Origin of the sequence: Thiohalorhabdus sp. Cl-TMA (assembly GCF_041821045.1) — a bacterium.
Lineage (GTDB): Bacteria > Pseudomonadota > Gammaproteobacteria > Thiohalorhabdales > Thiohalorhabdaceae > Thiohalorhabdus > Thiohalorhabdus methylotropha.
Genome location: NZ_JBGUAW010000004.1, coordinates 308,684 through 325,381 on the forward strand (window position 1 = coordinate 308,684; position 16,698 = coordinate 325,381).

Below are 16,698 nucleotides of genomic sequence, written 5' to 3' on the forward strand. Positions count from 1 at the left end.
ATGGCGCGTCCGAGCCTTCTTTCGACCCTTTTCCTGGCCGCCCTCTGCGGCGTCCGGCCAGCCGCCGCGGAGCAGCCTCCGCTGCGCTTCCTGGCGGAGCCCCCGCAACAAGCGGTGCACCACCACATCAACCGCATCACCATCACCCCGGAAACCCTCCGCTCCGGCTGGGCGGGGCTCTTCCAGTGCCACGACAACATGGATGCCCTCGGCGCCACCCAGATCGTGTTCAGCGAAGAGCGGACCCGCGCGCTGGAGGTGGTGCGCACCCGGAACATCGACCGCGCCCGCGTGGCGGGCGCCCGGGTGCTGCTGGACGGAGTAGAGCCGGGCGCGAAGGTCTGCCTACGCGCCGAGAGCCGGGTCCTGGAACGCACCGGGGACGGGCACCTGGTGGTACGCAACGGTCCCTTCATGCGCCGACTCCTGGACAGCTATTTCCCCATGCACGTGACCCTGGTGGTGGATTTCCCGGCGGACCGGCTCCGGTACGTGGCCATTGAACCGACGCCCCGTCCCGGACTCGCTGTGGACAAGGAGACCGGACGCATCACCGTGGAGGCTTGGTTCGAGGGTGTCCTGCGCACCCGGCTCCGTTTCCGGGCCGAGCCGCCCGCCACCCCCTCCATCTGATTCCGTTTTTTTCCCGGCTACTTACCTTCTCCATCCCTTTTCCGGACAGATGTGTCGCCTGTGGACGTCAAGTTCGGCCCGGTTATTGCGTGTCAATAAATTTAACGCGATAGTTCCCGGATATGACGCCCTGGGCCCCATGCAATCCGGATAATTCTGCCGGGCCCGAAAAGAAATCGAACGGGAAAACTATGCCATTACCCAACGTTTTCATGATCGTGCCCAGCGCCTTTCTGTCGGTGCTGATCTGGCTTGTCCTGCTGTCCGCCCTGCTCTATGCCGCGCGGGTACCGATACACCGGGTCATCCTCTCCGCCAGCCGCGGTCTGCACCGCGCGCTGCGGTTGTCCGCCTTCTCTGTCCAGCGCGCCGAGGACCGGATCGCCGAGCGCAACCGCCAGGTGCTCCTGGCCCAGGGCCGCGAGGCGGCGGAGCGCCAGATCGAGCGGGAGTTCGACCGGGTGGACGAAACGGTGCATCGCGAGCTCGCCGGCTACCCCGACCTCCACCGGCGGATGAGCGAGGAGATCACCGCCATCGAGGAGGAGCACAAAAACAGCCAGGACGTCCCGCCGACTCCCCCGGGCTGGACGGAGGCCGTGGACGCCGTTGCCCGGATCCCGGCCAAGGCCGACCCCATGGTGGGCAATATCCTGGAGGACATCCGCAAGTCCCTGGTTAAGGCCCACGAGAAAGCCATCACGGAATACCGCCGAGCCACCGGGGAACGGCACAAGCTCCTGGAGCGCATGCGGCCGCATTGGCGCAACCTGCAGCAGCAGGTGGCCGACGTGGATCGGAACATCAACAGCCTCCTGGAGCGCAGTCAGGCCATCGACCGGCGCATGCAGGAGTACGAGGAGACGGTCCGCGGAACGGAGCGGGCCGTGCGCATGCTCTCCTCGTCCACCCTCAGCCAGTTCTTCATTTCCCTGGTGGTGATGCTGATCGCCATCGGCGGCGCCACCATCAACTTCCACCTGATCGCGCGGCCCATGGCGGAGATGGTCGGTGGCACCAGCGACATCGCCGGCTTCCGGACCGCCGACATCGCGGCCCTGGTGATCATCTTCGTGGAGGTCTCCATGGGCCTGTTCCTCATGGAGTCGCTGCGCATCACCCGATTGTTCCCGGTGATCGGCGCACTGAGTGACCGCCAGCGCAACCGCATGGTCTGGGTCACCTTCGCCATCCTGTTCGCGCTGGCCTCCGTGGAGGCGGGGCTGGCCTACATGCGCGAGGTGCTCATGCAGGACCAGCTCGCCACCTCGGCCCTGCTGCGGGGCGACGGCTCCTCCGAGGCGGTGAGCAGCTCCTTCCGCTGGATCACCACCACCGCCCAGATGGGGCTGGGCTTCATCCTGCCCTTCGCCCTGGTGTTCGTGGCCATACCCCTGGAAACCTTCGTGCAGTCCCTGCGGACGGTGCTCGGCATCCTCGCCGTGGGCGCCCTGCGGGTGCTGGCCTTCTTCCTCCGGTTGCTGTCCAGCGGCTCCCGGTACATCGGCAATCTGCTCGTCGACCTCTATGACCTGCTGATCTTCGCACCGCTCTGGATCGAAGCCCGGCTGAGCGAACGGGGCAGAAGCACCCAGGGCGCCGCCGAAGGGGCCGGGAGCGGCACAGCGCGCGCCACGCGGTCCGGGACAGCCGGCGAAAGCCAGGACAGCACCGAGGGAGAACCGGCATGAAGCGCCTCGTCATCTTTCTGACGATCCTGGCCGGCCTGGTCCTGGCCGGCTGTCCCCAGCAGGCTCCGCCCAACCGCGGCGTCTACCTGCTGCTCGATACCTCCGGGACCTACACCAAGGAGCTGGACAAGGCCCAGCGCATCATCAGCTTCATCCTCGCCCGCCTGAACCCCGGAGACTCCTTCGCGGTGGCCCGGATCGACACCGGCAGCTTCAGCGAGAAGGACATCATCGCCCGCACCTCCTTCGAGGACCGGCCCAGCGTGGCCAATCAGCAAAAGCGGCGCTTCCGGGACAAGGTGGGCAAGTTCATCGACAACGTGGAGCCGGCCAAGCACACGGACATTTCCGGCGGTGTGCTCCAGGCCACCGAATGGCTGAACGAGGTAGACCCCGGCCAGAAGGTGGTGCTGGTCTTCTCGGACATGAAGGAGGACCTGCCCGAGAACTACGTACGGGACGTGCCCTTCGAGCTTTCCGGGGTGGAGGTGGTGGCCCTGAACGTCACCAAGCTGCGCAGCGACATCGTCGACCCGCGCAAGTACCTGGGCCGCCTGGAGCAATGGCAGAAGCGGGTGGAGCAGGCCGGCGGCCAGTGGCGCGTCATCAACGACCTCGACCACATGACGGGGTTGTTTTCCGGTTGAGCCGCACGCCAATAATGGGCGCAAGCACCCTGGCGCAACCGGAGGAAGCGTGATGAGCGAGCATGTCTACAAAAGTATCGAGCTGACAGGCACTTCGCCCAACTCCATGGAGGAAGCGGTCGCCAATGCCGTTTCCAGGGCCGGCAAGACCCTGCATAATCTCCGCTGGTTCGAGGTTACCGATACCCGTGGGCACATCGATGGCGGTAGAATCGACCACTGGCAGGTAACCGTGAAGGTCAACTTCACCCTGGACGAATGACGAGGTAAGCATGAGCGAAGCCACCGGCGGACCGCATCCACACGGGCCCTCGTACTCGGAGCATTATTCGGAGGGCGGCTTCCGCAAGCGCGCCAAGACGTACCTGCGGCGCGCCGGCCGCGAGGTGGGCGAGAAGGTGCTCTGCCTGTACTACACCCTGGAGGAGCCCCAACTGCCCGCCTGGGCACGCTCGGTGATCTACGGGGCCCTGGGCTACTTCCTCACCCCCTGGGATGCGGCGCCGGACTTCATTCCCGGCGCGGGCTACGCCGACGACCTCGGCGTGGTCACCGCCGCCCTTGCCACGGTGGCGGCCCACGTCACGCCCCATGCGCGGCAGCGCGCCCGCGCTCAGCTGGATCGCTGGCTGGGGTAAGGCGGCGGCACCCGGGAGCCGAGCGGGCGGCCCATCCGACCGCAAAAAGGCCCGCGGCAAGCACCGCGGGCCTTTCTCATTTCTCGCCGTTCTCTGCGGACTCCGGGCCGTTCGCCCGGCAGCCCGGAGCTTCGGCAGGATCTAGCCCTCCTCCAGCGAATAGCGCCGCATGAGCGCCTGATCGATGGTGGAGCCGTCCACGAACTCCAGCTCGCCGCCCAGGGGCACGCCGTGGGCCAGGCGGGTGACCCGCACCCCCTGGGGCTCCAGGCGGTCGTAGATGTAATGGGCGGTCGCCTCCCCCTCCACGGTGGCGTTGGTGGCCACTACCACCTCCGTCACACCCTCGGCGATGCGCTGGTCCAGGCCCTCGAAGGCCAGATCCTCCGGCCCGATGCCGTCCAATGGGGACAACCGGCCCATGAGCACGAAGTAGGTGCCGTTGAAGGAGGCCGCCTGCTCTACGGCGGGGATATCGGAGGGACTCTCCACCACGCACAGAAAGGACTGGTCCCGCCTGGGGGAGGCGCAGATGGGGCAAAGCTCGCTGTCGGTGAGGTTATTGCACCTGCGACAATGCCCCACTTCCTCGAGGGCCCGGTCCAGCGCGCGCGCCAGCGCCTGCCCGCCCTCCCGGTCCCGCTCAAGCAGGTGGAAGACCATGCGCCGGGCGCTCTTGGGCCCCACGCCGGGCAACCGCTGCAGGGCCTCGGTCAGAGTATCCAGGGCAGGTACGCGCTCACTCACCGTTCAGGCTTTCTCCGTTAATAGCTAACGAAAACGCCAAGAAGCCAAGGCACCAAGGTAAAACCAAAGAACAGCCGTTCTTGGCTCCTTGGCGTTCTGGCCGTTTCAGGGGTCCGGTGGTTATTTGAACATATCCCCCAGGCCGGGGATGTTACCCAGGCCCCCGGTGACGTCGCCCATGAGCTCCTGGCTGCGGCTCTCCACCTTGCCCAGACCGTCATTCATGGCGGCAGTCACGAGATCCTCGAGCATCTCGGCATCGTTGTCCTCCATCAGGGAGGGATCGATGGTCACCTTGCGCACCGAGTACTTGCAGGTCATGGTCACCTGGACCATACCGCCGCCCGCCTGTCCGGTCACCTCCTCCTCGGCGAGCTTTTCCTGGGCCTTCTGCATCTGTTCCTGCATCTGCTTGGCCTGCTTCATCAGACCACCCATGCCGCCTTTCATCGCTGCTCTCCTACGTGTGTCCGCTCAGTTGGAGGAAGGATCCTGCTCGTCGGGACGCACGGATTCCACCCGGGCACCGAACTGCTCCTGCAGGATCTGCATGTTGGGGTCCTCGGCCACCGCCTGCTCGGCGGACTCCTGCGCCTCGCGGCTGCGCCGCTCCCGGGCGGCCGCCGGACTCTCCTCGCCGGAGCCCTGGCCGAGCTCCTCGATGACGATCTTCGGCGTCGCCCCGAAGTGGGCGGCCAGTGCCGACTCCAGCGCCGTGCGGAAACGCTCGCTGCCCGCCGAGAGCAGCTGTTCCGACGGGAAGCCCAGCCGCACCTGCTCGGCGGTGAACTCCCGGGGCACGGCGAACTCCAGCACCGACCGCCACGAAGGGGGCATCTCCAGTGTACGCACGATCCCTTCCCATTCAGAGACCGGTGCGTCCCCGGCGGTTCCCGACCCGGAGGGCGAGCCGGTATCCGCCTCGGGGGCGGCAGGCTGCGGTTCGGCGGGTGGCGGCGCGGCGCGGCGCGGAGCATCCGGCTCCGGCGCGGGCCGCCCCTTCCCAGCCTGCTCCCGCGCCGCCGAGGCCGGACCGACGGCCGCCGCCGGCCGCTCTTCCCCGACCGCTTCGAAGGGATCGAAGGCCACCATGCGCAGCACGGCCATCTCCAGGCCCACACGCGGGTCGGGGGCCGCCGCCAGATCCCGCCGGCCCTGCAGGCCCATCTGGTAAAAGAGCTGCACGTCCTCGGCCGGGGTGGACTCGGCGAGGGCCTCCAGCCGGCGGCGCTCTTCCACAACCAGGGTCTCGTCGCCGGCGCCGCGGTCGGGCACCGCCTGCATGACCGCCACCCGGTGCAGAAGCCCCAGCAGCTCGGCCAGCGCGGCGTCCAGGTCCATGCCGCTTTCCGCCACCTCCGCGACCCGGTCCAGGACCGCCGCGCCGTCCCGGGCGGTCACCGCTTCCAGGAGGGTGAGCACCCGATCGCGGTTGACGGTGCCGAGCATGTCCCGCACCACCGCGTCCGCCACCCGGCCCTCGCCAAAGTTGATGGCCTGGTCCAGGAGGGAAAGCCCGTCCCGCAGGCTGCCGTCGGCGGATCGCGCCAACAGCTCCAGGGCCTCGGACTCGGTGGGTATCCCCTCCGCCTCCAGGATGGCCCCCATGCGCTCACGGATGCGGTCGGCGCCGATGCGCTTGAGCTCGAACTGCAGGCAGCGGGACAGGATGGTGACCGGGATGCGCGCCGGCTCGGTGGTGGCGAAGATGAACTTGGCGTGCTCGGGGGGCTCCTCGAGCGTCTTCAGCAGGGCGTTGAAGCTGTGGTTGGAGAGCATGTGCACCTCGTCGATGAGGTACACCTTGTAGCGGCCCACGGAAGGCAGGTACTGGACGTTGTCCAGGAGGTCGCGGGTGTCGTCCACCTTGGTCCGGGAGGCGGCATCCACCTCGATCAGGTCGACGAAGCGGTTCTCCTCGATGGCCTGGCAGTTGGCGCATTCGCCGCAGGGCTCGGCGGTGACGCCTTGGCCGCAATTGAGTCCCTTGGCCAGGAGCCGCCCCACGGTGGTCTTGCCCACGCCGCGGGAGCCGGAGAACAGGAAGGCATGACCCACCCGGCCACTGGCCAGGGCATTGGTGAGGGCGCGCACCACGTGCTCCTGGCCCACCAGGTCGCCGAACCGCTGGGGACGCCATTTGCGGGCAAGGACCAGATAGCTCATGGGCGGGCCTGCAAGCACGGTAAGGGAAAGCGGGACCGCCGGCCTTGCGGCTCCGGGTATCCCGCTCGGGGGAAGCTGGAGGCGGCTCCGGCAAGCCGCACCACGGCACACGGGGTCACTGCTACCGCTGCTCCCTTCCGGGCCTGACGGGGTTCACAGCTTACCGTTGCGTGGGGGCCTGCCTTCAGCGCCGCCATCGATCGGGATGACCCCGGCTGACCTCAGCGGCGGCACAGCCGCCGGGGTGAAATGGATGGCGGAGAGGGAGGGATTCGAACCCTCGGTGCCCGGTTAGGGCACACACGCTTTCCAGGCGTGCGCCTTCGACCACTCGGCCACCTCTCCATAAGGAAATCGAAGATTTTACGGATCGCCGCGCGCTTTGACAACGGGGCCGGGACGCCCTGCCGCGGAAATCCCGAGCCTGCTCTTGCCGTCAGCACCGGGGCATGTCCTACTGCCGGGCGCCCGCATCAGCCCGCTAGCGGATCTCCTCGATGGACTGCCTGCGCTCGTGTACCTGCGGGATGATGAGGGCGTAACCGCGGGATTGCCAGTGGGCGAGCTCAGCCTGGGCGGAGGGCACCACGTCCACGAAGTCATAGAAGTCCTCCGGACGATAGTCGTAATCCCGCGCGGCCAGACCGCATACCTTGAATGACACCCCCATCTGATCGTAGTAGCGCATGCGCTCCACGGATTCCCGGTAGCGATCGTAGTTCTTCCGGGCCATGGTGACGATCTCCGTGCCGTGGATGACCACCTTGATGTCCATGAAGTCCGACGGTATGCCGTAAGGGGCCCGCTCCAGGGGCTGGAGATGGGCACGCAGCCAATAGAGGGCGGTCCCGATCTTCTCCGGCGTGTCGAAGTAGAAGTCGTAGACCACCTTCTGGGCTTCGTAGGGGGTTTGGACCCGCTGCCCCGCCACGGCGTATCCGGTTCCCGACAGGGATCCCGCCAGCAGCAGGGCAACGGCCACGAACAGAGTCCGCATAGGACTTCTCCCGCGCCGAAAGCTTCCCTGTATTGGACCCCGCGGGCGATCCGCCGTTTTCCGGTGGGGGTCCGCCGGATCCCTACCCAGCGTCGCCTTTTGTCACCCACTCCGTCTTGGCGGTATGGTCGAAAAAGGATCCCCCCGCAAGGAGCGCATTGTGCTGCGACGCGGCTTCTTCCTGCTACTGATCGCGGCCGGCGTCGTGGTGCTCCTGCGTGCCGCCGCCGCACCCCCGAAGGAGGACGGTGAGGCGGCACGGCCGGTGGTGGTAACCGCCATGGAAGGGATCATCGGTCCGCCCCAGGCGGACTGGATGGCCCAGAGCCTGGACCGCGCCACGGCCAGGAACGCCCGGGCGCTGGTGCTGCGTCTGGATACCCCCGGCGGCCTGTCCTCCGCCATGCGCGACATCATCCAGTCCATCCTCTCCTCCCCCATCCCGGTGCTTACCTGGGTGGCGCCTAGCGGCAGCCGGGCCGCCAGCGCCGGCACCTACATCTTTTACGCCTCCCACGTCGCCGCCATGGCGCCGGGGACCAACCTGGGCGCGGCCACGCCCATCCAGATGGGCGGCGGGGGCATGCCCGGCTCCCCGCAGGAAGAGCCCAAGGACCGGCAGGACGGCAAAGAGGGAGAGGGACAGCAGGGGCCGCAGGACCCCGCAAAGCGCAAGATGGTGGAGGACGCCGTGGCCTATCTGCAGAGCCTGGCGGACCTGCGCGAGCGCAACCGTCGGTGGGCGGAGCGGGCGGTGCGCGAGGGAGCCAGCCTACCGGCCCGGGAAGCGGTGGACGAGAACGTGGCGGACTTCATGGCCGCGAACCTGGACAGGCTCCTGACCCGGGCGGAGGGCAGGACCGTGCAGACGGAAAAGGGCGAGGTCACCCTCGCCCTGGAAGGCGCCCCCGTGGAGCGGATCGAGCCCGGCTGGCGCATCCGCCTGCTGCAGATCCTCGCCAATCCCAACATCGCCTATATCCTGATGCTCGTGGGTATCTACGGCCTGATCTTCGAGCTGGCCAGCCCCGGAGCCATCGTGCCCGGCGTCCTGGGCGGCATCAGCCTCCTGCTCGCCCTCTACGCCTTCCAGGCCCTGCCCGTGAACTTCGCGGGGCTGGCCCTCATGGGGCTGGGCGTCCTGTTCTTCATCGCCGAGGCCCTGGTGCCGAGCTTCGGGGCCCTGGGCATCGGCGGCCTTGCGGCCTTCGTGCTGGGCTCCATCCTGCTCATGGATACGGACCTCCCCGCCCTGGAGGTGGACTGGGCCCTGATCGGCACCATGTCGGTGATCACCGGAGGATTCATGCTGGCCGTAGCCACCATGGCCGCACGCAGCCACCGCCGTCAGTCGGTTAGCGGCACGGGCCATCTGATTGGCCATACCGCCGTGGCCATCGGGGACCTCGACCCGGAGGGCTGGGTCCGCTTCGAGGGGGAGCGGTGGCAGGCACATGCCGAGCAGCCGATTCAGGCCGGCGAAGAGGTGCGTATAACCGCCGTGCACGGCCTGACGCTGGAAGTCACCAAACCGGATTCGCCCCACCAGGAGGAGTGAGCGATGGATATAGAAGCCATATTGACCAACCCGCTGGTGGTGGCGGGGATTCTCATTGTCCTGTTCCTGATCGCCGCGCTGCGCATCTTGCGGGAGTACGAGCGGGCCACCATCTTCCTGCTGGGCCGCTTCTGGAAGGTGAAGGGGCCGGGCCTGATCATCGTCATCCCGCTCATCCAGCAGGCGGTGCGGATCGACCTGCGCACGGTGGTCCTCGACATCCCCTCCCAGGAGATCATTACCCGCGACAACGTCACCGCCTCGGTGAACGCGGTGCTCTACTACCGGGTATTGGACCCGGAGAAGGCGGTGATCCAGGTGGAGTTCTACCGCGACGCCACCCGCGAGCTGGGCCAGACCACCCTGCGCTCGGTGCTCGGCAAGCACGACTTCGACGACCTGCTCGCCAAGCGCGATGAGCTGAACGCCGACATCCAGGAGATCCTGGACTCCCAGACCGACGCCTGGGGCATCAAGGTCACCAACGTGGAGATCAAGCACGTGGAGATCCCGGACTCCATGGTCCGGGCCATCGCCCGCCAGGCGGAGGCCGAGCGCGAGCGGCGGGCCAAGGTCATCCACGCCGAGGGCGAGCTGCAGGCGGCGGAGAAGCTGGTGGAGACGGCCGCGCGCATGGAGGAGCATCCCGGCGCGCTGCAGCTGCGCTACCTGCAGACCCTTACCGACGTGGCCACGGAGAACAACTCCACCACCCTGTTCCCCATTCCCATCGACCTGATGAAGCCGTTTTTCCACGGGGGCGAGCGCAAGGGATAGCCGGAAACAGAAAAAACGCCGAGCAGCCAAGATCGCCAAGAAAACCAGCCGAGCACCAGCCAGCTCAGATCCGGTTTTTTGTTTGCCGGTCTCGCCCTTTCTCCGCTTCTTGGCTAATCGGCGTTTCCTAGTCCTTCCCCAGTGGAAGCTCCAGGGAGAGGCCATCCACCGAGGCCTCGGTAGCGGGGAATACCGCCCGAGCCTCGGAAAGGTGGGTATCCGAATCGCGGTAGCGCTGGGAGAAGTGCCAGAGATAGAGCGTACCGACGCCGGCCTCCCGGGCCGTGGCCGCGGCCTGGGCGGCGGTGCTGTGGCCGGTCTCGTTCGCCCGTTCGCGGTGCTCCCCGGTGAAGGTGCTGTCGTGGACCAGCAGGTCAGCCCCTTCGGCCAGCTCCGTCAGGTTGCGGTTGGGGCGGGTATCCGAGGAGAACACCAGGCTGCGTCCCGGTCGGCTCCGCCCCACCACCTCCTCCGGGCGCACGGTGCGTCCGTCTGCTCCGATCACCGTTTCGCCCGCCTTGAGGCGTCCCAGGGCCGGGCCTTCCGGCACGCCAAGGGCGCGAGCGCGCTCCGCGTCCATCCGTCCCGGCTGATCCAGCTCCTGGAGCCGATAGCCGAGCACCGGAGCGGAATGGTCCATCCACGCGCTGGTAACCGTGAGACCGTCCAGCTCCACGGGCGTGTCGGGGGCCACCTCGTGAGCGATGGTGCAGAATCCCGGCGAGAACGGTGCCAGGTTCACGGCGCGGCGGACGAATTCCTTCGTCCCGGGCGGCCCGTAGACGTCGAGGCGCCGCTCGCGGCCCATGAGCTGGAAGGTCTGCAGGAGCCCGGGCAGGCCCAGGCAGTGATCGGCGTGGAAGTGGGAGAAGAGCACGGCGCGCAGCCGGCCGTAGCCCACGCCCGCGGCCTGCAGGGCGCGCAGGGTACCCTCGCCGCAGTCGAGCAGATAGAGCCGCCGCCCCCGCTCCACGGCGAGGGCAGTGACGTTGCGCTCCGGCGTGGGATAGCCGGCACCGGTACCGAGAAAGGTCAGACGCAGGTCCATGGCGGTCCCGATACGGCTTGCTGGCTACCCGCCCTGCCCGGAAAGGCTGTGCGGGAGGAGCCCGCTACTGCAGCACGGGCAGCCCCCGGGAGCCGGCGGTGGCGATGACGATGACCACCAGGCCGATGGAGAAGTTGATACCCACCGTCCGGCGGATGCGGCCCAGCTGACGGCCGCCTTCCTGCCAGTCCTCCGCTTCCACGGCCCGTTTGAGCTTGCGGTAGGGGGCGAAGAAGACGTGCAGGTAGAGGGCGATCATCAGGAAACCGAGCCCGTTCATGAGGTGCACGTACAGGGGGGCGCCGCCCATGCCGCCCATGTAGCCGAAGATGACCCAGTACCCGGTAACCGGAAGCAGGATCACCGACGCCCAGACCCAGGGGAAGAAGCCCCGGAAGGTGTGCACCCACAGCCGGAGTCGCTGGGGCCCCTCCAGCTGCGTTCCGGCGGCAGGCCGCTGGAAGGACCAGGCGAAGATCATGCCTCCTACCCAGAGCACCACGAAGACCACGTGGACCGCTACGAGAAAGGCGTACATTGCGGCTCCTATCATTGGGTTTCCGGTCGCCGACCAGCCCCGGACAGGCGCCCCCCGGTAAGGACCGCCGCTCCCGGCGGCGCGGGTGGAGGATGGCGCCGCCCCACGCATGCACCTCATGACCGCCAGGGTGTACTGCCCTTTCCACGGGTCCAAGCCGTGGCGGCTGAGTAGCACTTGGTCCGCCACGGCCGATGCGCTGCCGGGAAGCCTCCAACAGCCCCGGGCACGGGCCGGCGCGGGATACTGCACCCCCAACAGATAGCGGGACACCCATCCCTTGAGGGTCGCGAGGACGCTGTCCGCCGGATGTGCGTACTGGTCGGTTTTTTCGTCGTTAGCGTAACGGAAGCCCGCCGCCTCCGCCACCGCCCGGAGGCCCTTCGCGGCTCTGCACCAGCAGCCCGGTCGCGTAGCCGTCCAGGCCCCTTGGCCGTGGCGAAATGGAGGAGCTGGCCAGGTACCAGGCGCTCGGGACGCTCCACGTGTGGCAGGCCCTCCTGGCGCGCTGGCCCGCCGCAACCGGTAAAGCCCACCCTGGCCAGATAGGCACCTCGAGCTGGAAGGCCCTGCGGAGGCTTAAGGGCACACTTCATCGTTTGGCGATATGGGGGTACTGCTCCTCCATGTACGCCCGGAAGCCTTCCTCTCCTCGGCGCCCCAGGCTCTGCCAACGGCGCTGCTGGCCGATGATAGCCACCACCGGCGGGTGGTCCATCTTGGCATCGTAGCCCCCATTGAGCAGGTGGATGGCGCCCGGGTCCAAGGTTCCCAGGCCGAGCACCATCCCGCCGGTGAACTTGACGTGGGCGGAAGCCATGAAGGCCGCCACCTCCCCGTGCCGCACCTGGAGGAAGCGCGGCTCGCCCATTCCGGATTTTCCACCGGGGCGTGCTGGCGAAGGCGGATGTCTCGGCGCTGGAGGGGGTACTTCCGAGGGGACATTCCGGCAGTCCCGGAGGCCCTCTGGACGGCTACTGTCCAGTACGGGCACCGAAATCGGTATGACCAGTATTCGAGATGCCCGGAACGGGCTCTATTGGGATGGCCCCTAGGAAGGGATCAGGAAGGCACCGGGCGGCCGGCCATTTATCGCGTGCACACGGCTCCCTGGATGACATATAGAGTTTTATCTATGAAACCCAGAAGAAATTCATTCTTCTTAGGCCCCAGCAAGCTAGGTAGAATTCGGTCCGTGGCAGGTGGCTCCCCCAGGCAAACAGGGAGGCAGCCCTTCACACCGGGCTTTTCGCCCCCATTCAGCGAATTACGATCTTTAGGGACCAGGCCGCCGGGCCAATGATACAGCTCCGAACCTACGTCTATATCGATTCCCTGCAGCCTCAGCTGGCCGAATACATGGCCACCGTGTCCCAGGGCTTCCTTCCCATTCCCGGGGATTCCTGCCTGTGGGTCGAGGTTTCGCCCGGCATGGCGGTGCACCGGCTAACGGACGTCGCCCTGAAGGCCACCCGCGTCCGGTTGGCCCAGCAGGTGATCGAGCGCGAATACGGCTCCCTCGTTCTCCACCATCCGGACCAGAGCGATGTCCAGGAGGCCGGCCACACCCTTCTGCATCGCCTTTCGGCGCAGGAAGCCGAGCGTCAGACCTGCCAGGTTGCCTGGAGCGAGATCATTCGGGGCATGACCCCCGACCATACGGTGCTCATCAACCGGCAGGACCGGCGCGGATCCATGATCCTCCCGGAGCAGAGCATGTACATCCTGGAGACGGAGCCCGCCGGCTATATCGTTTACGCCGCCAACCAAGCGGAGAAGGCGGCCAATATCACCCTCATCGATGTCCGCGCCGTAGGCGCCTTCGGCCGCCTGACCCTTGCCGGCAGCGAGGCGGACGTGGACGAAGCGGCGGCGGCCGCCATGGCCGCCGTGGAGCGACCCGCGGGAACCTGAAACCATGCATCGGCGCGAACTGCTCTCCCTGCTGGAAAACCACCGCACCCGTTTTCCCGAAGAGGCGGGCTACGTGGACCGCGCCCGCCGTTTCGTCGGCGAACAGCCCGACTGCTTCCACCGAGACCTGTTGCCCGGCCATGTGACCGGATCCGCCTGGGTAGTCAATCCCGCCCGCGACCGGGTGCTTCTGCTGCACCACCGTAAGCATGACCGCTGGTTCCAGCCCGGCGGCCATGCCGACGGGGATGCCGACATCCTGCGGGTGGCCCTGCGGGAGACGAGCGAGGAAACCGGCCTGGACCCGGAGCGGATCCATCTGGTGGACGGCACCATTTTCGACTTCGACCAGCACACCATCCCCGCCCAGCCGCACTTCCCCGAGCATTTCCATTTCGACGTGCGCTTCCTGGTGGAGATCGATGACCGGCTGCCGGTTCCGGGGAACGTGGAATCCCACGACGTCCTCTGGCTCGCTTTGAATGAGGTGCCGCGCCTGAACAACAACCGCTCCACCTGGCGCATGATGGATAAGACGCGCCGCCTTCGGAGCTCCCTCGCCATCTGAGCCCCGAGCCCGGCACGATGTCGCTGGCCGGGATCGGCCCACCCGTTCAGGCTTCGAGCTCTTCCTCCGGGGACCGGTGGGCGGCAATGCCCAGCATCAGCAGCGCCCAGCCGTTGAAAATGAGCTCGATGCCGATGAACATGCCGATGACCCACATCCCCGAGCCTGGCCACTGCTGCCAGATCAGGACACCCAGGATCACCGCGACAACCCCGTGCAGGGCCAGCCAGCCCCGGCCCGGATAGCGGGTGGCGGATGCGGCGATCACGCGGAAGATCCCGGTGACGATCAGGTACATGGCGATGATCAGGGTATAGGTCACCGCCGCCAGGCCCGGATTCGCCAGCACCAGGAAGGCCACCACTCCGTACAGGATCCCCATCAGCAGATCGATGAAGAAGCTCCCCCAGGTCCTTTGCCAGAAGGCGAAGGCCACCTCCAGGATGGCCGCGGCGGCCAGCAGCCAACCGAACACCATTATTGATACCGCGGTGGTCGCCACCACCGAGCCCAGCGCGATCGCACCGAGCACGATCAGCCCGATGCCCAGGGCCAGGAACCATCCCCAGTTGTGATGCAGCTGCTTCAGGCCGGTGAGGCCCACGCGATCCAGCGTCTGTCCTTGTTGCGGCATGGCCTCCTCCCATTCATCACCGGACCGTGCATGCAAAGCGCAGCATAACGCGCCAGCTCGCTGGCCCGCCCGCTCCGCCGTAAAACCGTATGTTTAGTATTAGGACTTGCCGCGAACGGCGCTACTGGGACGGACCCTCAAAGTACTAGGGCTTATAACCGGGGAAGACCGCGGCGGAGCACGTCGAGCGGGGCACGACCGGAAGGCGGATCCCCGAAGGGAGAGGGGTTAGGACCCGCCGTGGTGGTTGCGGTGACGCGTGAGCCAATCCAGGCGGGCGCGGTACAGATTCCACACCCAGGAAGTGATATCCCCCTGGCTCTCCGGGGAAGTGAGCCGACCGGTGGTGAAGGCGGCCAGGGCCTGCCGCTCTGCGAGGTAGGGACCGGTCCCCGCATCGCCGAAGAAGAGCATGAGGCCGGACCGGTTCGGGCTGGCGGTGGGTAGGATACCGCCGATGATCTGGGTCTCGGCCTTGCCGGCATTGCCCAGGACCATGCCCTGCCGCCCATGGGGAACCACGAGGCTCCCAACCAGGGCGGGAATGGACTCCCCACAGGAGCGGCAGACCTCCACATCGGTCACCTCTATGTTCTGCTCCGCTTCCGCCAGCACCCAGGGATCGGTGAGCGCGTAATCCGCCGGTCCCAGGCGAGTCCGGTTCAGGGCGCCGTTGGGCAGGAACAACGGCGCGGGGCGGGCACAGGTGGGGCAGCGCCAGTCACGGATCCATGGCCCCTCTAAGACCTCACCCATTACTGCTCCTCCTTAACGATTTGTCGGGGAACCTTACACCCCAAGGATCTCTAATCGGTTAGACCATCCGGCCGGCTCCGTTATGCATGCCCGGTACCTCGGCCCCGGCGGCGGGCTCGTCCTGGCCGCGACCGTTAAACGTCGTTCTGCGAGATGCCGTTGCCCGAGGCCACCTGCTCCACGAGCGCGCCGCCCTCTTCGGTCAGGAAATCCAGGAAGGTCCGCGCCACCACCGAGAGCTTTTTCTCCTTGAGATGAACGGCGTACCAGTGGCGCTTCAGGGGGAAGCCCGCCACGTCCAGGATCACCAGCCGACCCATGGAGCGCTCTATGGGGAGGGTGTGCAGGGAAAGCACCGATAGGCCCAGTCCCGCCATAACCGCCTGCTTGATGGTTTCATTGCTGCCCAGCTCCATGCCCCCCTTCAGGGAGAGTCCGTGCTCGGCGAAGTACTGCTCCATGGCCAGGCGCGTTCCCGAGCCCGCCTCCCGCACCAGAAACGACTCCTCGGCCAGGCGCTCCGGAGCGATGTCCCGCTCCCCGGCAAGGGGATGCTCCGCGGGGGCCACCACCACCAGCGGATTCTCGGTGAAGGCGGTACCCGTCACGCTCATTCCCTGAGGCACCCGGCCCATGATGGCGAGCTCGTCCTCGTTGCTCGCCAGCCGATCAAGCACATTCTCCCGGTTGCTCACCTCCAGGCGGATCTCCACGCCCGGGAAGCGGCGGGAGAAGACCCCCAGCAGGTGGGGGGCGAAATACTTGGCGGTGGTGGTAACGGCGAGCCGCAGATTGCCGCGCACCATGCCCGCCAGGTCCGCCATGCTCATCTCCAGGTCCTCGAGCCGGTGGCGTACGTCGAGCGCAGCGCGCTGCACCTCGGCGCCGGCCTCGGTCAGGTAGAGGCGCTTTCCCACATGCTCGATCAGGGGCAGCCCGGCCTCCTCCTCCATCTGGCGGATGTGCCCGGAAACGGCCGGCTGGGTCATGAACAGCTCGTCGGCCGCCCGCGTGAAGTTGAGATGGCGAGCCACCGCCTCGAAGACCTGTAACTGGCGCAGGGTAAGGTGCATATTGTTCATCCATCCCGGCGAAACAGCATAAGAAAATGGTTATGGATTCCCGAAGGAATCACGATTTCAAATTATTCCCCGGCCAACCTAGACTGCTTCGCAGGTGGGCAGGCGGCCAGATCAAACCATAATTATTAGGTTATGGTTACCCGAAAAAAACGCGATTTCAAATTATTTTTAAGCCGGCCTAGACTTGCTCGCAGTCATCGGGCCGGCACCCCGAGAAGCTCCGTCATCTCGTAGACGGACCGGGAAAGCGCCGAAAGGCGCACCCCGACAAAGTTTCGTCGGTCTGGACGAACCGGGGCACGCC

Annotated in this window: 18 protein-coding genes, 1 tRNA gene, 1 other RNA gene and 1 pseudogene; 9 read left to right on the plus strand and 12 right to left on the minus strand. The window is 66.8% G+C overall.

The annotated features are described in order from the left end of the window. The 5 genes from ACERLL_RS07605 to ACERLL_RS07625 all read left to right on the plus strand — a co-directional run bounded on the left by ACERLL_RS07605 (position 1) and on the right by ACERLL_RS07625 (position 3,609). Positions 1-633 (plus strand): hypothetical protein, encoded by a 633-nt coding sequence (locus tag ACERLL_RS07605; RefSeq protein WP_373655470.1) that lies wholly within the window; start codon positions 1-3, stop codon positions 631-633. A gap of 191 nt (positions 634-824) precedes the next feature. After that, positions 825-2,324, plus strand: a complete 1,500-nt coding sequence (locus ACERLL_RS07610; RefSeq protein ID WP_373655471.1) for a hypothetical protein — start codon at positions 825-827, stop codon at positions 2,322-2,324. After that, the gene (locus ACERLL_RS07615) at positions 2,321-2,971 is read left to right on the plus strand and encodes a VWA domain-containing protein (RefSeq protein ID WP_373655472.1); all 651 of its coding nucleotides are present in this window, start codon (positions 2,321-2,323) and stop codon (positions 2,969-2,971) included. Before ACERLL_RS07610 ends, ACERLL_RS07615 begins: the two co-directional genes overlap by 4 nt. A 52-nt stretch (positions 2,972-3,023) precedes the next feature. Next, positions 3,024-3,233, plus strand: a complete 210-nt coding sequence (locus ACERLL_RS07620; protein ID WP_373655473.1) for a dodecin — start codon at positions 3,024-3,026, stop codon at positions 3,231-3,233. Between the two features lie 10 nt (positions 3,234-3,243). Next, positions 3,244-3,609, plus strand: coding sequence for a YkvA family protein (locus ACERLL_RS07625; RefSeq protein WP_373655474.1), 366 nt, complete (start codon positions 3,244-3,246; stop codon positions 3,607-3,609). Between the two features lie 141 nt (positions 3,610-3,750). Here ACERLL_RS07625 and recR read toward each other — a convergent pair whose 3' ends face one another. The 6 genes from recR to ACERLL_RS07655 form a co-directional block, all read right to left on the minus strand. Then, a complete protein-coding gene (gene recR / locus ACERLL_RS07630; RefSeq protein WP_373655475.1) occupies positions 3,751-4,356 on the minus strand; it encodes a recombination mediator RecR in 606 nt (201 codons plus the stop codon). A 120-nt stretch (positions 4,357-4,476) separates the two neighbouring features. Further along, the gene (locus ACERLL_RS07635) at positions 4,477-4,806 is read right to left on the minus strand and encodes a YbaB/EbfC family nucleoid-associated protein (RefSeq protein ID WP_373655476.1); all 330 of its coding nucleotides are present in this window, start codon (positions 4,804-4,806) and stop codon (positions 4,477-4,479) included. 24 nt (positions 4,807-4,830) lie between these two features. Then, positions 4,831-6,522 carry a DNA polymerase III subunit gamma/tau gene (gene dnaX / locus ACERLL_RS07640; RefSeq protein ID WP_373655477.1) on the minus strand — a complete coding sequence of 564 codons (1,692 nt, stop codon included), beginning with the start codon at positions 6,520-6,522 and terminating at the stop codon, positions 4,831-4,833. A gap of 86 nt (positions 6,523-6,608) precedes the next feature. Beyond that, positions 6,609-6,705, minus strand: an RNA gene (ffs, locus tag ACERLL_RS07645) — signal recognition particle sRNA small type. A 71-nt stretch (positions 6,706-6,776) separates the two neighbouring features. After that, positions 6,777-6,867: transfer RNA gene (locus ACERLL_RS07650), tRNA-Ser, on the minus strand. 136 nt (positions 6,868-7,003) lie between these two features. Then, positions 7,004-7,519, minus strand: coding sequence for a DsrE family protein (locus tag ACERLL_RS07655; RefSeq protein WP_373655478.1), 516 nt, complete (start codon positions 7,517-7,519; stop codon positions 7,004-7,006). A 160-nt stretch (positions 7,520-7,679) separates the two neighbouring features. Here ACERLL_RS07655 and ACERLL_RS07660 point away from each other — a divergent pair, with 160 nt between their 5' ends. Then, a complete protein-coding gene (locus tag ACERLL_RS07660) occupies positions 7,680-9,077 on the plus strand; it encodes an NfeD family protein (protein ID WP_373655479.1) in 1,398 nt (465 codons plus the stop codon). 3 nt (positions 9,078-9,080) lie between these two features. Continuing rightward, the gene (locus tag ACERLL_RS07665; RefSeq protein WP_373655480.1) at positions 9,081-9,854 is read left to right on the plus strand and encodes a slipin family protein; all 774 of its coding nucleotides are present in this window, start codon (positions 9,081-9,083) and stop codon (positions 9,852-9,854) included. A 127-nt stretch (positions 9,855-9,981) separates the two neighbouring features. Here ACERLL_RS07665 and rnz read toward each other — a convergent pair whose 3' ends face one another. The 3 genes and pseudogenes from rnz to ACERLL_RS07680 form a co-directional block, all read right to left on the minus strand. Then, a complete protein-coding gene (gene rnz / locus ACERLL_RS07670; RefSeq protein WP_373655481.1) occupies positions 9,982-10,902 on the minus strand; it encodes a ribonuclease Z in 921 nt (306 codons plus the stop codon). 64 nt (positions 10,903-10,966) lie between these two features. Beyond that, positions 10,967-11,440, minus strand: a complete 474-nt coding sequence (locus ACERLL_RS07675) for a CopD family protein (RefSeq protein WP_373655482.1) — start codon at positions 11,438-11,440, stop codon at positions 10,967-10,969. A gap of 673 nt (positions 11,441-12,113) precedes the next feature. Next, positions 12,114-12,308: pseudogene (locus ACERLL_RS07680) on the minus strand (thiamine pyrophosphate-binding protein); the annotation flags it as partial. 431 nt (positions 12,309-12,739) lie between these two features. Here ACERLL_RS07680 and ACERLL_RS07685 point away from each other — a divergent pair. Together ACERLL_RS07685 and ACERLL_RS07690 are read left to right on the plus strand one after the other, a co-directional pair. After that, on the plus strand, positions 12,740-13,354 hold the full coding sequence (locus tag ACERLL_RS07685) for a BMC domain-containing protein (protein WP_373655483.1): 615 nt from the start codon (positions 12,740-12,742) through the stop codon (positions 13,352-13,354). Positions 13,355-13,358: 4 nt separating this feature from the next. Next, a complete protein-coding gene (locus tag ACERLL_RS07690; RefSeq protein WP_373655484.1) occupies positions 13,359-13,922 on the plus strand; it encodes an NUDIX hydrolase in 564 nt (187 codons plus the stop codon). A gap of 46 nt (positions 13,923-13,968) precedes the next feature. Here ACERLL_RS07690 and ACERLL_RS07695 read toward each other — a convergent pair whose 3' ends face one another. From ACERLL_RS07695 to ACERLL_RS07705, 3 genes are all read right to left on the minus strand, one after another. Then, positions 13,969-14,556, minus strand: coding sequence for an HdeD family acid-resistance protein (locus tag ACERLL_RS07695; RefSeq protein WP_373655485.1), 588 nt, complete (start codon positions 14,554-14,556; stop codon positions 13,969-13,971). 228 nt (positions 14,557-14,784) lie between these two features. After that, positions 14,785-15,312 (minus strand): hypothetical protein, encoded by a 528-nt coding sequence (locus tag ACERLL_RS07700; protein WP_373655486.1) that lies wholly within the window; start codon positions 15,310-15,312, stop codon positions 14,785-14,787. A gap of 134 nt (positions 15,313-15,446) precedes the next feature. Next, positions 15,447-16,385 (minus strand): LysR family transcriptional regulator, encoded by a 939-nt coding sequence (locus tag ACERLL_RS07705; protein ID WP_373655487.1) that lies wholly within the window; start codon positions 16,383-16,385, stop codon positions 15,447-15,449. Between the last annotated feature and the right edge of the window lie 313 nt (positions 16,386-16,698).

Coding starts and splice junctions, on each gene's coding strand:
- ACERLL_RS07605 (WP_373655470.1), top strand. CDS start 1: ATGGCGCGTCCGAGCCTTCTTTCGACCCTTTTCCTGGCCGCCCTCTGC.
- ACERLL_RS07610 (WP_373655471.1), top strand. CDS start 825: ATGCCATTACCCAACGTTTTCATGATCGTGCCCAGCGCCTTTCTGTCG.
- ACERLL_RS07615 (WP_373655472.1), top strand. CDS start 2,321: ATGAAGCGCCTCGTCATCTTTCTGACGATCCTGGCCGGCCTGGTCCTG.
- ACERLL_RS07620 (WP_373655473.1), top strand. CDS start 3,024: ATGAGCGAGCATGTCTACAAAAGTATCGAGCTGACAGGCACTTCGCCC.
- ACERLL_RS07625 (WP_373655474.1), top strand. CDS start 3,244: ATGAGCGAAGCCACCGGCGGACCGCATCCACACGGGCCCTCGTACTCG.
- ACERLL_RS07635 (WP_373655476.1), bottom strand. CDS start 4,806: ATGAAAGGCGGCATGGGTGGTCTGATGAAGCAGGCCAAGCAGATGCAG.
- dnaX (WP_373655477.1), bottom strand. CDS start 6,522: ATGAGCTATCTGGTCCTTGCCCGCAAATGGCGTCCCCAGCGGTTCGGC.
- ACERLL_RS07655 (WP_373655478.1), bottom strand. CDS start 7,519: ATGCGGACTCTGTTCGTGGCCGTTGCCCTGCTGCTGGCGGGATCCCTG.
- ACERLL_RS07665 (WP_373655480.1), top strand. CDS start 9,081: ATGGATATAGAAGCCATATTGACCAACCCGCTGGTGGTGGCGGGGATT.
- rnz (WP_373655481.1), bottom strand. CDS start 10,902: ATGGACCTGCGTCTGACCTTTCTCGGTACCGGTGCCGGCTATCCCACG.
- ACERLL_RS07675 (WP_373655482.1), bottom strand. CDS start 11,440: ATGTACGCCTTTCTCGTAGCGGTCCACGTGGTCTTCGTGGTGCTCTGG.
- ACERLL_RS07685 (WP_373655483.1), top strand. CDS start 12,740: ATGATACAGCTCCGAACCTACGTCTATATCGATTCCCTGCAGCCTCAG.
- ACERLL_RS07690 (WP_373655484.1), top strand. CDS start 13,359: ATGCATCGGCGCGAACTGCTCTCCCTGCTGGAAAACCACCGCACCCGT.
- ACERLL_RS07695 (WP_373655485.1), bottom strand. CDS start 14,556: ATGCCGCAACAAGGACAGACGCTGGATCGCGTGGGCCTCACCGGCCTG.
- ACERLL_RS07700 (WP_373655486.1), bottom strand. CDS start 15,312: ATGGGTGAGGTCTTAGAGGGGCCATGGATCCGTGACTGGCGCTGCCCC.
- ACERLL_RS07705 (WP_373655487.1), bottom strand. CDS start 16,385: ATGCACCTTACCCTGCGCCAGTTACAGGTCTTCGAGGCGGTGGCTCGC.